This window comes from Nonomuraea sp. NPDC050643, from assembly GCF_040654715.1.
In the GTDB taxonomy this organism is placed as follows: Bacteria; Actinomycetota; Actinomycetes; order Streptosporangiales; family Streptosporangiaceae; genus Nonomuraea.
The window spans coordinates 150,308-162,678 of sequence record NZ_JBFAIM010000020.1; the positions used below are offsets into that span (position 1 = coordinate 150,308).

The following is a 12,371-nucleotide window of genomic DNA, read 5'->3' on the forward strand; positions in this document are numbered from 1 at the left end:
CTGGAAGATCAGCGGGCAAACCAACGCACAGGGGAGGCCAATGCGCACTGGCCGTGGCACTTTGAGCGTCGCCGCCGGTCTGGTGCTGGTGGCTCTCGCATCGGTCGGTTACGTGCTGCCACCCGCGTTCGACCCGCCGCCGCTCAAGGCCGATCCAGCCTTCCAGTCCATCCCCCCGCAGCCGTCCGGGGAGGTCAGGCCGGTGGTGGCGGCCGACCCCATCCGCCGTCAGGAGATCTCGATCGCGGGCGAGGGGCAGCGCCTGGAGGGCACGCTCCGGGTGCCGCTCACCCCTGGGCGGCACCCGGCGATGGTGTTCGTGTCGGGGTCGGGCAACGGCTCCCGTACGGAGTTCACGCCGCAGGCGGAGTTCCTGGCCAAGGCGGGCGTGGCGACGATCGCGTTCGACAAGCGCACGATCGGCTACAACTTCCGCGAGCGCGACTTCGGGCTGCTCGCCGACGACGCGCTGCGGATGGTCGAATACCTGCGCGGCCGTCCCGAGGTCGACCCCGACCGCGTCGGCGTGTGGGGCGTCAGCGAGGGCGGCTGGGTGGTGCCGATCGCGGCGGCCAAGAGCTCCGGGGTCGGGTTCATCGTGCTGGTGTCGTCCCCCAACGTCTCCCCGCTGCGCCAGGTCGCCTGGGCGCTCAACGAGCAGTTGCTCAGGCTGCACGCCCCCATCGGTGCCCGCGACCTGCTGACCAGGGCGATGGGCGGGGTCGGCTTCAACTTCCTGCGCTATGACGCGATGCCCGCGTTGAGCCAGATCAAGCAGCCGGTCCTGGCCTTCTACGGCACCACCGACCCCTCGATCCCCTTCGTCGAGTCCACCAAGGCGCTCATCACGGCGCTCGGCAAGGCGGGCAACGACAAGTACACGATCCGCTTCATGGCCAAGGGCGACCACGCCATGCGGGTCAACGGCGGCGCGTTCACCAAGGGCTATTTAGAAACCCTCGCCAACTGGATCATGGGTCTGCCCGGCACGGGCCGGCCCGCGGTGCACATGGCGGGCGCCACCCCGGTCCAGCGGTTCGAGGCCAGCGACGTGCCCGCCGCCCCCTGGTACGCCGGCGGCACCATGCTCGGCCTGACGATCTGCCTGGCCGCCGTCGGCTACGTCGCCGGCCCCGTCGCGGCCATGGTCGTCCGCCTGCGCCGCCGCCGTCCCACCCCCGCCGAGACCAACGCCAGGCTGTGGCCGCCGATCCGGCGCAGGATGAGCCGGATGGCGTGGACCAGCCTGGGCCTGCTGGCCTCGGTCGTGGCGTTCATCACGCTGCTGGTGCTGTTCTCGGTCAACCAGGCGGGCGCGTGGCCCGCCGTGCTGGGCGGCTGGCTGATCATCCGCCTGCTGGCCGTGCTCATGCTGATCCAGGAGGTCACGGCCGTGGCGGCGTTCGTGTCGGCCCTGCGCGAGGGCCTGCAGCCGAGCCGGTGGCAGCACGTGACGGTCGCGGGCGTGCTCGGCGGCACCGGGCTGCTGCTGGTGGCGGCGGCCTACTACGGACTGTTCTCGTTTCCCTGGTAGACATAGGCGTTCATCCAGCGGTCGAGCTCGGCGAAGACCTGCTTGCGCGCCGGTTCGGCCGACAGCACCAGGTCGTGCAGGCCGTCGGGGATGCGCACGCAGGTCACGTGCGGGCCGAGCTGGGTGGACCAGCGGGCGATGTGGCGGGGGTCGAGCACGATGTCGGCCGAGCGCGCCTCCGGGACGAAGTCGCGTACCCGCAGGCCGTTCGTGGAGGCGAGGACGAGGACCGGCACGTCCACCTTCAGGCCCGCGTGCAGGCGCCGCTGCGCGCGGCGGATCGCGGCCAGCCACATGGCGTGCACCGAGAACCCGCTCAGCGGCTTGAGCTCCAGGTCGTAGTCCCATTCGCCCTGCTCGCTGCGGTGCAGGGTCTGCCCGTAGACGGTGCTGACGCCGAGCGGGAGCGCCCTGCGCGTGTACGCCAGCGGCGTCTTGAGCAGGTCGGCCGCCAGCCGCATCGGGGTGGGCACGTTGAGGTCGAAGAACGGGCTGTTGAGCACCAGCCCCTGCACCAGGCCACGGCCGCGGACCCGGTCGGCCCACAGGGGGGCGATCAGGCCGCCGGTCGAGTGGGCGTTGATCGTCAGCTCGTCGTGGTCGCGGCGGATGACCCGGACGGCCTCGTCGATCTCCGGGAAGTAGTCGGTGACGCTCCTGACCAGGCCCCTGGTCTGGTGCGGCAGCAGTGAGCGGCCGTATTTGCGCAGGTCGAGCGCGTAGAAGTCGACGCCGCGCTGGACGTAGTGCTCGGCCAGGTGGTCCTGGAAGAAGTAGTCGGTGAAACCGTGCAGGTAGAGCACCGCCCGGCGGGAGGGGGTCTCCCCTGTGGCGGCCTTCCTGCACACCAGCGTGGCGACGACCGCTCCCTCGAAGTCGTCAGGCATGGGCAGCACGGTGGTCTCGTACATGCTAGACACCATAGGGATTGTCGGGCCATGAGGGCACACCGGGCGGCAGGTCCTCGCTCACCCTCATCGGGAAGTCGGCGCGCCGCTTCTCCAGGAACGCCGTGACCCCCTCCGCCGTGTCGGGCGCGCCGCCCAGCTCGGCCATGAGGCGGGAGTCGGCCGCGTGCGCCTGCCACGGGGAGGCCGCCGACAGGCCGGACCACATCAGGCGGCGGATGGCGGCCACGGAGACGGCCGAGGTGTTGTCGGCGATCTCGCGGCCCAGCGCGTACGCGGCCGGCAGCAGCTCCCCGTCCGGGAGGACACGCGAGACCAGCCGCCCCTCCAGCGCCTCGGAGGCGGGGAAGACCCGGCCGGTCGCGGCCCACTCCATGGCCTGAGCGATGCCGACGATCCTAGGCAGGAACCAGCTCGACGCGGCCTCGGTGACGATGCCGCGACGGGCGAACACGAACCCGAAGCGCGCCGACTCGGCGGCGAGCCTGACGTCCATGGGCAGCGTCATCGTGACACCGACGCCCACGGCGGGGCCGTTGATCGCGCCGATGACCGGCTTGAGCGAGCGGGCGATGCGCAGGGCCACCGTGCCGCCGCCGTCGCGGGGCGCCCCGTCCACGGTCTCGCCCTTCTCGCGCAGGCCGAACGTGCCCCCGCCGCCGCTCAGGTCGGCTCCCGCGCAGAACGCCCGGCCCGCCCCGGTGACCACCACCGCGCGGACGCCGTCGTCGGCGTCGGCCAGGTCGAACGCGTCGATCAACTCTCCGCGCATCGTAAAGGTGAAGGCGTTCAGGCGGTCCGGCCGCTTCAATGTGACGGTGGCGACACGGTCGGTCACCTCGTACTCGATCTCCGAGAAGGACATGCCTAGAATCTTATTCGGTTACTGATGTTCACCCTCTGATAAGGACAGATTTCGTATTTGCTCCGTAGGCTGCCGCCTCTATTGAGCGGGTTTCGCGTCCATGGCGGGTTTCGCGTCTACGGTGGAACACAAGGGGAAACGGGGAAGGCGTGCGGCAGGCTAAGGAACCGGTGAGCGCCGGAGCGGTCCTCGGGTGGCTGGTGCTCGCCGCACTCGCGCCCGGGGCCGCACACTTGCGCGCCGGATGGCGCAAGACCGGCCTCGTCCTGATCTCCTGCTACGCGGCCGGCCTGCTGGCACTGCTCGCCGTATGGCTCATGAACGACCTCGGCAACCTCGCCGGCTCCCTGACCGAGAGCTCCTGGCTCACCTCGATCATGATCGGCTCCGGCGTGCTGGCCGCCGCCTGGTTCGCCCTGATCGTGCACTCCTTCGTCGTGCTGCGCCCCGGCCGGCTGCCCCAGGCCGGGCAGATCCTGACCGGCACGGTCGCGGGCCTGCTCGCCGTCGTGACCGTGGTGCCGTTCGGATACGTCGGACAGCTCGCCTGGACCTCCCAGAAGACGTTCGAGGGCATCTTCGCCCCGCCCGAGGGCGACGACTCCCCCGCCGTCGCCGACCCCAAGCCCGAAGACCCCTGGGCCGGGCGCGGCCGGGTCAACATCCTGCTCCTGGGCGGCGACGCCGACGACCACAGAAGCGGCGTGCGCACCGACAGCATGAACCTGGCCAGCATCGACGTGAAGAGCGGCAACACCGTGCTGTTCAGCCTGCCGCGCAACCTCGAGGACGTCCGCTTCCGCCCCGGCACACCCATGGCCAAGCGCTTCCCCACCGGATTCCGCCTGCCGCCCGACCCCGGCGGCGGCCGCAGCGACCTGCTCAACAGCGTCTGGGAATACGCCGACGCCCACCCGGAGATCTTCGGCGGCAGGCAGCACCAGGGCCCCAAGGTCCTCATGGACACGATCGGCTACACCCTCGGCGTCAAGGTCGACTGGTACGCCCTCGTCAACATGTGGGGCTTCGCCCGCCTCATCGACGCCATCGGCGGCGTCACCATCACCGTCGAACGCGACGTCGTCTTCGGCAAGTACAACGAGGGCCTCGTCAAGGCCGGCACCCGCAAGCTGAAGGGCGCCGACGCCATGTGGTACGCCCGCTCGCGCACCTACAGCGACGACTACACCCGCATGCGCCGCCAGCGATGCGTGCTCGGCGCCATCCTCACCCAGGCCGACCCCGCGACCGTGCTGACCCGGTTCAACCAGATCGCGCTGGCCACCAAAGAGCTCATCAGGACCGACATCCCCCGGCCGATGCTCAGGCACCTGGTGCCGCTCGCCCTCAAGGTCAAGAACGCCAAGGTGTCCAGCGTGCAGTTCGTACCACCACTGATCAACACCGGCTACCCCGACTGGGACAAGATCCGCGACATCTCCGGCAAGGCCATCCGCGACTCCGCCACCACGAGCCCCGCCGTCGCCGCCACCGCGAGCCCGTCACCGACCAAGCCCGCCAAAAAGAAGAAGCAGCAGCAGCCCGAGGGCAACGACCCGACGAAGGGCCTCACGGAAGGCTGCGGCGCACTCTGATCTCGCCGACGGCGACGCCGCCGCCCAGCACCTCCACCCGCTGGAACGCCTCCGCGCCGCCCACGTCACACCCCATCAGGCGCAGCACGTCCAGCGCCACGACCGTGGTCGCGCGCGGGCTGCCGTCGATCACCTTCACCGCCGCCGAATGACCCGACTCCAGCGCCACCACCAGCACACCCTCCGCGCCACCCTTCACCACCGCGCCCGGCAGCGCCCGCATCAGCTCGGTGTTCTGATGACCGGTGCCGCCGACGTACTCCGGATGACCACGCATCGCGTCGGCCACCTGACGCGGCGCACTGCCCGGCGCCGCCACCACCAGACCCTGCACCGCCCGCGCCAGCCCCGTCAGCGACAGCCCGAACAGCGGCGCCCCGCACCCGTCCACCGCCACGTGCGCGGCCTTCTCCCCCGCCAGCTCCTCGGTCACCGAACGCACCCTGAGCTGCAGCGGATGCACGGACGACAGATAACCGGGCACGTCCCAGCCGTTCGCCACACAGGCGGCCAGCATCGCGGCGTGCTTGCCCGAGCAGTTCATGCGCTCACGGGAGACACCCTCACCCCGCCTGACCAGCTCCTCCATCGTGGCCCGATCCTCCGGCCACGACACCGGGCAGGCCAGCGCCTCGAAACCGAGGCCATAGTCGGCGAGCAGCTCACCCACCAGCCCGACATGGAAATCCTCACCCGTGTGACTGCCCGCCGCGATCGCCAGCCGCGGCCCCGCCAGCGCCGCGCCCGCGGTCAGACAGGCCAGCGCCTGGAACGGCTTGGCCGACGAACGCGGCAACACCGGCGCGTCCACCCGGCCCAGCGCCACCTCGGCCCGCCCCGACGGGCCCAGCCCGACGGCGCTGCCGTAATGCACGCTCTCCACGAACCCCGAGCGGACCACCTCGGCCAGGACGGCGAGCTCACGCACCTGCGGTTCTCCTTCTGAGCGTGACGGGCTGGCGGGCCTCCAGCGTGCGGGCCAGCTTGGACAGCGACGCGTTGACCACCAGATAGATCAGCGCGACGACCAGATACGTCTGAATGAGCAGGCCGTTGTAGGCGGCCAGAACCTTGCCGCTGTACAGCAGCTCCCCGTAACTGACGACGAAACCCAGCGAGGTGTCCTTCAGCAGGCCCACCGACTGACTGACGATCGACGGCAGCACCCGCCGCGCCGCCTGCGGCAGCACCACCAGGCGCATCGTCTGGAACCGCGTCAGGCCGACCGCCAGGCCCGCCTCCGTCTGACCGCGCTCGATCGCGTTGATGCCCGCCCGGAAGATCTCGGCGTACGCCGCCGCGTTCGACACCGCCAGCGGCACCACCAGCTTCCAGAACAGCGGCAGATCCAGCCCGTAGCGCGGCAGCGCGAACAGCACCACGTACACCAGCAGCAGCGCCGGGATCGTCCGCACCACCTCGACGTACGCCGCCGCCGGACGCCGCACCCACGCCAGCGACGAGACCCGCCCCAGCGCCAGCAGCAGGCCGAACGCCATCGCGAGCACCGCCGAGACCACCGCCGCCAGGAACGTCGACCACAGCCCGTCCAGCAGATAACGCCACATCGGCCAGGTCGCGTACGGCTGCCAGCGGGCCGCGTCGAGCTGCCCGTTCGCCGCGAACTGCCGCACCGCCAACGCCACCAGCGCCACCGCCGCCAGCGTGCCGGCCACGGTCGCGACCCTGATGCGCCGCCTGGCCTTCGGCCCCGGCTCGTCGAACAGCGCGGTGCTCGTCATCGCAGGACCACCAGCTTGCGTTCCAGGCGACCGGTGACGAACCCGGCCGCGGCGGCGATCAGGGCATAGGCCACACCCGCGCCCACGAAGATCGGAATGGGCTGCGCCTCGACGAGGTTCACCCGGTTGGCGGCGGCCGTCAGATCGACCACGCCCACCGCCGCCGCCAGAGCGGTGTTCATGGCGGTCGCGATGAAGATGTTGCCGATCGGCTGCACCACCGTCCGCAGCGCCTGCGGCAAAATCACGTGCCGCAGCGACTGGCCGAACGTCAGCCCGATCGCCCGCGCGGCCTCGCCCTGACCCTTCGACACCGAGTTCACGCCCGAACGCAGGGCCTCACCGATGTAGGCGGCCTCGTACACGGCGATGACCACGATGGCCGTCACCAGCGGCTCGGCCTTGATCCCGATCTCCGGCAGGCCGAAGAACGCCAGGACCAGCAGGACGAGCAGCGGCAGGTTCTGGAACGCCTCCACGTACGCGGTGCCGATCGCGCGCAGCACCCGTACCGGGCTCACGCGCAGGGCGCAGACCAGCATGCCCAGCACCGCCGCGCCGGTGAACGACGCGGCGGTGAGCTGGAGCGTCACGATCAGCCCCTGCCACAGCTCGGGCAGATGATCGAGGAGCACGGACATCAGGACCCCGGCACGCTGCCGATCCGCGGCGGCTGGGGCGCCTCACCGGTCACGACCGTGCCGATGGACTTCTTCCAGATGTCCTGCCACAGGCCGGTGTCCTGTGTCTTCTTCAGCCAGTCGTTGACGAACTTCTTCATCTGGTCGTCGCCGTGCTTGAGGCCGATGCCGTACGGGTCCTCGGTGAACGGCGTGGTGACGATCTCGATCGACGGGTCCTTCTTGGCGTCGGCGATCAGGATCGTCTCGTCCTGCACGTACGCCACGCCCCGGTCCTGCTTGAGCGCCTGGATGCACTCGGGGTCGCTGCCGAACGTGATGATCTCCGCCTGCGGGGCCAGCTTCTTGATCGCCGGGATGGCCGGCGTGTTCGCGCCCGCCAGCACCTTCTTGCCATTGAGGTCCTCCGGCTTGGTGATGCCGGTCGTCCCCTTCTTGACCGCGATCGTCAGCCCCGAGGTGTAGTACGGCCCCGCGAACGCCACCTGCTTCGCGCGCTCCTCGGTGATCGTGTACGTCTGGAACACCACGTCCACGGTGCCGTTGGCCAGCAGCGCCTCGCGGGTCTCCGACGCCGAGTTGACGATCTTCACCTTGGGCTCGCCCAGGATGTACTTGGCCAGCGCCTTGCCCATGTCCGCGTCGAACCCCTCGACCTGGCCGGTCACCGGGTTCTGCTGCGAGAGCAGGGGCGCGTCCAGCGAGCCGCCCACGAGGAGCTCACCACGCTGCTTGATCTTCTCCATGGTCGAGCCCGGCAGGATCTCGGCCGCCGTCGCGACCGGCGCCTTGGCCAGCACGTCGGCGGCGCCACTGCTCTGCGGCTCTCCCGGTACGGCTGGGCTGCTCGACTCACCGCAGGCCGCCAGGGCTAACAGGGAGGCGGCGGCGACCGCGACCAATCTCTTCATGAACAGCTCACTTCCTTCGATTTCGAAGATAAAGCGGACCGTAGTGGGAAATTTCGTAGCAAGTCAATACGTTGTCGGCCGAAGTCTCGCCATGGTAGGTATCTCACATGAACCAGCGGCTGCCCGTGCAGGGGGCACAGGGCGACCTGCTGCGACTCGTCGCCACCGGCAAGGCCGAGTCCCGAGCCGACCTGGCCCGCTTAGCAGGCCTGGCGGCCTCCAGCGTCTCACTCCGCGTCGAAGAACTCATCGACGCCGGCCTCCTCGCCGAAGAAGGCTCCGGCACCTCCCGCGGCGGACGCCGCCCCCGCCGCCTGCGCCTGTCCCCCGAAGCCGGCGTCCTCGCGGTGGCCGACCTGGGCGCCCACCACGTACGACTCGGCCTGCTCGACCTGAGCGGCACCCCCCTCGTCATCGAAGAACGCCCCTGCGAGATCGCCGAAGGCCCCCGCGCCACCCTCGACCGCATCGCCGACGCCTTCGACGACCTCCTGACCGAACACATCCCCCCGAACACCCCCCTGAGAGGCGTCGGCACCGGCATCCCCGGCCCCGTCGACCCCGCCACCCGCCGCGTCGTCACCCCCTCCCGCATGCCCGGCTGGAACGACTTCCCCGTGGCCGAGCACCTGGCCACCCGCTACGACCTGCCGATCCTCGTCGAGAACGACGCCAACCTCATGGCCGTCGGCGAAGCCAGCTGCTGGCCCGGCAGCGACAACCTCATGGTCGTCAAAGCCGGCACCGGCATAGGCTGCGGCGTCATCGTGGGCGGCCACCTGCACCGAGGCCGCGGCGCGGCGGGAGACATCAGCCACGTCCGGGTCCGCTCGGACTCCTCCATCCTGTGCGCCTGCGGCCACCCGGACTGCCTGGAGGCGTACGCCAGCGGCGCCGCGCTCATGTCCGCCCTGACGGAATCAGGCATAACGGTGACCCGCCCGGCCGACATCGTCACCCTCGTCAACGACGCGGTCCCGGAGGCCACCAGCCTCGTCCGCAACGCCGGCCGGCGCATGGGCGAGGTCCTCACGGTCCTGGTGAACTTCTTCAACCCGGACGTGGTGGCGGTGGGCGGCAGCCTGTCGGCGGCCGAACCGCTGCTCACCTCGATCAGGGCCGCGGTATGGGAACGATGCCTGCCGTTGGCGACGCGGGACCTGGAGATCGCGCCGGCGCGGGCCGGCAGGGACGCGGCCCTGCAGGGCGCCGGCACGCTCCTCCTGGAGGCCGCCCTGGCCGGCCCCTGACGGACGTCCTTTACGTTGTAGATCACAAAGATGGATACATAGCAGTGCCATGCTATGTATCCTGTGCGCCATGGTGAGGACGAAGGACCCCGCGGTCCGCACCCTGCTCCTCGAGCGGGCCGCGCACATGCTCCGCACCCGCGAGCCCATCACCCTGCGCTCGCTGGTGGCCGGCACCTCCGTCTCGACGATGGCCGTCTACACCCACTTCGGCGGCATGGACGGCATGTGGCGGGCGCTGCGCCAGGAGGGCTTCACCCGGCTGGACGCCGGCTTCGCGACGATGACCAGGTCCGCGGACCCGGTGCGCGACCTGAGCGCCCTGCTCGCCGCCTACCTCCGCAACGCCCTCGACCACCCCGACCTCTACAGGGTCATGTTCGACGCCGGCTTCGACCTCGAAGACCTCAAGGCGGCGGACGCGACCCTCGACCATCTGGTCCAGGCCGTCCGGCGGGCCAGGGACGCCGGCCGCTTCCGCGCCGGCACCGACCCGCTGGACCTGGCGATCCAGAGCTGGGCCATCGGCCACGGCCTGGTCTCCCTGGTCGCCAACGGCCCCCTGCCGCGCAGCACGCTCGACCACTGCGTCCCCATGCTGACCGCGCTCTACGTCAGCGTGGGAGACGACCCCGGCACCTGCCGCACGTCCGTCGAGCTCGGCTGGCGGGACCTGTTCCCGCCCGTCGAGGAGGCACCGCCGGCCTAGGCACGATCGCGGCGCCCGGCGTACGGGTCGTTCCGGAGACCACCCGTCGACCGGACACGCATCCCAGCTTTCTGGACCGAGGGCCCTCGATCGTTCGCGGCACCGGCCCCGGTGAACAAGAGTCGAAGGAGACGGGGGCGGCGGGGAGGGAGACCCGCGCCGCACAGGCGATCGAGGGGAGAGGCGACATGAGGATGGTCGTAGCGGGGGCGGCGGTCACGATGAGCGCGGCGCCGGCCGCCGGAGCGGCGGGGACGATCGAGGACGGATCCGCCTTCACCGGTCGCGACCGGATCGGGATGACGCCCGCGGACGACGACTGGACCGGCGTCGCGCCGGCCGACCGGCCCTGGATCGGGTAAGGGACCCCGCGGATTGCGAGGGCGGGAGTCGCGCCAGGTAGTCGCGGAACCGCCCCACCGAGTACGGCGACTCCCCACCGCCACCGGGATGGAGGTCGACCGGGCCGGCTCCCGGTGTCCCTGGACATCGCCGGCCGGGGACGATCTTCGTCATGCGGTCGGCCCTCTCCTGAGGAAACGGTCACGGGCGGCCGTGAGGTGGTCGCGCATCGCCGACTCGGCCGCCTGCGCGCCGCCCGCGGTGACGGCCTCGGCGATGCGGGCGTGCTCGGCGAGCGTGGGCTCACCGCTGCGGCGGCCCTCGTACTCGATGCGGAACAGGTGCAGGTGGCAGTGGGTACGCCGCAGCGACTCGCGGAGCGCCTCACTGCCGGACAGCTCGGCCAGCAGGTCGTGGAAGCGGGCGTCGTGGGCCGCGATGTCGTGGTAGTCCTCGTACCGCGTGCCCTGGGGGGCCTGCGGCACGCCGGCCAGCTCCGCGCGCAGGCGGGCGGCGGCTCCGGGGGTGATCCGCTCGGCCGCCCTGGCCGCGGCCCACGGCTCGATGAGCAGCCGGAGCTGGTAGAGGTCGGCGACCTGCCCGGCGGTGAGCACGGGGGTGACCGAGTAGCCGCGCAGCGCCTCCTTGGTCAGCAGGCCCTCCGACTCCAGGGCTGACAGCACCTCGCGTACCGGCGTCTGGGAGACGTCTGGTTCGTGGACCGGTACGGGCCGCGCCGGACGTTCACGTTCGCCGCCGTGTGGTGGTCGCTGTTCACCTCGCTGACGGCGCTGGCCGGCAACTTCGCCGCGCTGTTCGGGGTGCGCCTGCTGCTCGGCATCGGCGAGAGCCCGGCCGCCACGACCAGCGCCAAGGTCGTGGGCCGCTGGTTCCCCCGGCACGAGCGGGCCCTGGCCACCGGGATCTGGGACTCCGGCTCCCGGGTGGGCGGCGTCATCGCGCTGCCCATCGTCACCGCGCTGATCGCGTGGCTGGGATGGCGGTGGACGTTCGCGGTCATCGGCGTGCTCGGGCTGGTGTGGGCGTTCGGCTGGTGGCGGGCCTACCGGGATCCGCAGGAGCATCCTCGGATCAGCGAGGAGGAACTGGCGTACCTGCGCGAGGGCGGCGCCCGGTTCGAGGGCGACGACGCCGGCGAGGCGAACGCGATCCGCTGGCGGGACCTGTTCCGCTACCGCACGATCTGGGCGATGATGCTGGGCTTCTTCTGCCTCAACATGGTCGTCTACTTCTTCCTCACGTTCTTCCCGACCTACCTGGTGGAGGAGCGCGAGTTCAGCCTGCTCAAGCTGGGGCTGTTCGGCGCGCTGCCGGGACTGGTCGCGATCGCCGCCGAGTGGCTGGGCGGCTGGCTGGCCGACCGGCGCATCTCGGCGGGCGACTCGGTGACGCGGGTCAGGAAGACGTTCATCTCGGGCGGGTTCCTGGTCTCGACCGTGATCGGGGTGGCGGTGTGGGTGCCGCAGGCGTGGATGGCGCTGGCGCTGCTGTCGATCGCGTACGCGGGCTCGACGTTCGCCGCCGCCAACATCTGGTCGCTGCCCGCCGACGTCGCCCCGGCCGACCGGTACGTCGCCTCGATCGGCGGCATCCAGAACTTCGCCTCGAACTTCGCCGGCATCGTCAGCCCCATCATGATCGGCGTGCTGGTCGACGCCACGTCGTCGTTCACCGTGCCGCTGATGGTGATCGCGGGGGTCGCGCTGCTGGGCGCCTTCACGTACGCGGTGATCCTCAAGCGCGTGGAGCCCATCGGCGTCCCGGCGCGGGCGGAGGCGTAGAGACCCCTCTTCGCGTGCCCCATGCCTTCTCGCGCTCACGCTGAACCCGGCGCGGGCGCGGACGCGTACAAC

13 protein-coding genes are annotated in these 12,371 nt (G+C 70.9%); 6 read left to right on the forward strand and 7 right to left on the reverse strand.

Annotated features, from left to right (window positions below; all coding sequences use genetic code 11):
• Positions 1-40: 40 nt before the first annotated feature.
• Positions 41-1,534 carry a prolyl oligopeptidase family serine peptidase gene (locus tag AB0I15_RS27400; RefSeq protein WP_358101269.1) on the forward strand — a complete coding sequence of 498 codons (1,494 nt, stop codon included), beginning with the start codon at positions 41-43 and terminating at the stop codon, positions 1,532-1,534.
• Here the strand turns inward: AB0I15_RS27400 and AB0I15_RS27405 are convergent.
• Positions 1,507-2,445 (reverse strand): alpha/beta hydrolase, encoded by a 939-nt coding sequence (locus AB0I15_RS27405; RefSeq protein ID WP_358101272.1) that lies wholly within the window; start codon positions 2,443-2,445, stop codon positions 1,507-1,509. The genes AB0I15_RS27400 and AB0I15_RS27405 overlap by 28 nt on opposite strands.
• Before the next feature lies 1 nt (position 2,446).
• Positions 2,447-3,307 (reverse strand): enoyl-CoA hydratase-related protein, encoded by an 861-nt coding sequence (locus AB0I15_RS27410; RefSeq protein WP_358101275.1) that lies wholly within the window; start codon positions 3,305-3,307, stop codon positions 2,447-2,449.
• Between the two features lie 170 nt (positions 3,308-3,477).
• On the opposite strand from AB0I15_RS27410, the gene AB0I15_RS27415 reads away from it, so the two are divergent.
• Entirely contained in the window at positions 3,478-4,902 is a 1,425-nt protein-coding gene (locus AB0I15_RS27415; RefSeq protein ID WP_358101278.1) for an LCP family protein, read from the forward strand.
• On the opposite strand, the gene AB0I15_RS27420 is transcribed toward AB0I15_RS27415, so the two are convergent.
• Genes AB0I15_RS27420 through AB0I15_RS27435 form a run of 4 tightly spaced genes read right to left on the reverse strand, consistent with a single transcriptional unit; the run spans position 4,877 to position 8,196 of the window.
• Positions 4,877-5,830: an asparaginase gene (locus AB0I15_RS27420; protein WP_358101281.1), complete on the reverse strand. Its 954-nt coding sequence runs from the start codon at positions 5,828-5,830 to the stop codon at positions 4,877-4,879. The genes AB0I15_RS27415 and AB0I15_RS27420 overlap by 26 nt on opposite strands.
• Positions 5,823-6,644, reverse strand: coding sequence for an amino acid ABC transporter permease (locus tag AB0I15_RS27425; RefSeq protein ID WP_358101284.1), 822 nt, complete (start codon positions 6,642-6,644; stop codon positions 5,823-5,825). The genes AB0I15_RS27420 and AB0I15_RS27425 overlap by 8 nt, the downstream gene beginning before the upstream one ends.
• On the reverse strand, positions 6,641-7,285 hold the full coding sequence (locus tag AB0I15_RS27430; protein ID WP_358101287.1) for an amino acid ABC transporter permease: 645 nt from the start codon (positions 7,283-7,285) through the stop codon (positions 6,641-6,643). The genes AB0I15_RS27425 and AB0I15_RS27430 overlap by 4 nt, the downstream gene beginning before the upstream one ends.
• Positions 7,285-8,196 (reverse strand): glutamate ABC transporter substrate-binding protein, encoded by a 912-nt coding sequence (locus AB0I15_RS27435; RefSeq protein WP_358101290.1) that lies wholly within the window; start codon positions 8,194-8,196, stop codon positions 7,285-7,287. Before AB0I15_RS27435 ends, AB0I15_RS27430 begins: the two co-directional genes overlap by 1 nt.
• A gap of 107 nt (positions 8,197-8,303) precedes the next feature.
• Between AB0I15_RS27435 and AB0I15_RS27440 the strand changes: the two genes are divergently transcribed.
• The 3 genes from AB0I15_RS27440 to AB0I15_RS27450 all read left to right on the forward strand — a co-directional run bounded on the left by AB0I15_RS27440 (position 8,304) and on the right by AB0I15_RS27450 (position 10,517).
• Entirely contained in the window at positions 8,304-9,446 is a 1,143-nt protein-coding gene (locus tag AB0I15_RS27440) for an ROK family transcriptional regulator (protein WP_358101292.1), read from the forward strand.
• Positions 9,447-9,516: 70 nt separating this feature from the next.
• Complete coding sequence (locus AB0I15_RS27445; protein ID WP_358101295.1) at positions 9,517-10,155, forward strand: TetR/AcrR family transcriptional regulator; 639 nt, start codon at positions 9,517-9,519, stop codon at positions 10,153-10,155.
• Between the two features lie 188 nt (positions 10,156-10,343).
• On the forward strand, positions 10,344-10,517 hold the full coding sequence (locus tag AB0I15_RS27450) for a hypothetical protein (RefSeq protein WP_358101298.1): 174 nt from the start codon (positions 10,344-10,346) through the stop codon (positions 10,515-10,517).
• Between the two features lie 150 nt (positions 10,518-10,667).
• Here AB0I15_RS27450 and AB0I15_RS27455 read toward each other — a convergent pair whose 3' ends face one another.
• Positions 10,668-11,180 (reverse strand): GntR family transcriptional regulator, encoded by a 513-nt coding sequence (locus AB0I15_RS27455; RefSeq protein ID WP_358101301.1) that lies wholly within the window; start codon positions 11,178-11,180, stop codon positions 10,668-10,670.
• A 33-nt stretch (positions 11,181-11,213) separates the two neighbouring features.
• On the opposite strand from AB0I15_RS27455, the gene AB0I15_RS27460 reads away from it, so the two are divergent.
• The gene (locus tag AB0I15_RS27460; protein ID WP_358101304.1) at positions 11,214-12,299 is read left to right on the forward strand and encodes an MFS transporter; all 1,086 of its coding nucleotides are present in this window, start codon (positions 11,214-11,216) and stop codon (positions 12,297-12,299) included.
• Positions 12,300-12,371: the final 72 nt, after the last annotated feature.

Coding starts and splice junctions, on each gene's coding strand:
- AB0I15_RS27400 (WP_358101269.1), top strand. CDS start 41: ATGCGCACTGGCCGTGGCACTTTGAGCGTCGCCGCCGGTCTGGTGCTG.
- AB0I15_RS27405 (WP_358101272.1), bottom strand. CDS start 2,445: ATGTACGAGACCACCGTGCTGCCCATGCCTGACGACTTCGAGGGAGCG.
- AB0I15_RS27410 (WP_358101275.1), bottom strand. CDS start 3,307: ATGTCCTTCTCGGAGATCGAGTACGAGGTGACCGACCGTGTCGCCACC.
- AB0I15_RS27425 (WP_358101284.1), bottom strand. CDS start 6,644: ATGACGAGCACCGCGCTGTTCGACGAGCCGGGGCCGAAGGCCAGGCGG.
- AB0I15_RS27430 (WP_358101287.1), bottom strand. CDS start 7,285: ATGTCCGTGCTCCTCGATCATCTGCCCGAGCTGTGGCAGGGGCTGATC.
- AB0I15_RS27435 (WP_358101290.1), bottom strand. CDS start 8,196: ATGAAGAGATTGGTCGCGGTCGCCGCCGCCTCCCTGTTAGCCCTGGCG.
- AB0I15_RS27440 (WP_358101292.1), top strand. CDS start 8,304: ATGAACCAGCGGCTGCCCGTGCAGGGGGCACAGGGCGACCTGCTGCGA.
- AB0I15_RS27445 (WP_358101295.1), top strand. CDS start 9,517: ATGGTGAGGACGAAGGACCCCGCGGTCCGCACCCTGCTCCTCGAGCGG.
- AB0I15_RS27450 (WP_358101298.1), top strand. CDS start 10,344: ATGAGGATGGTCGTAGCGGGGGCGGCGGTCACGATGAGCGCGGCGCCG.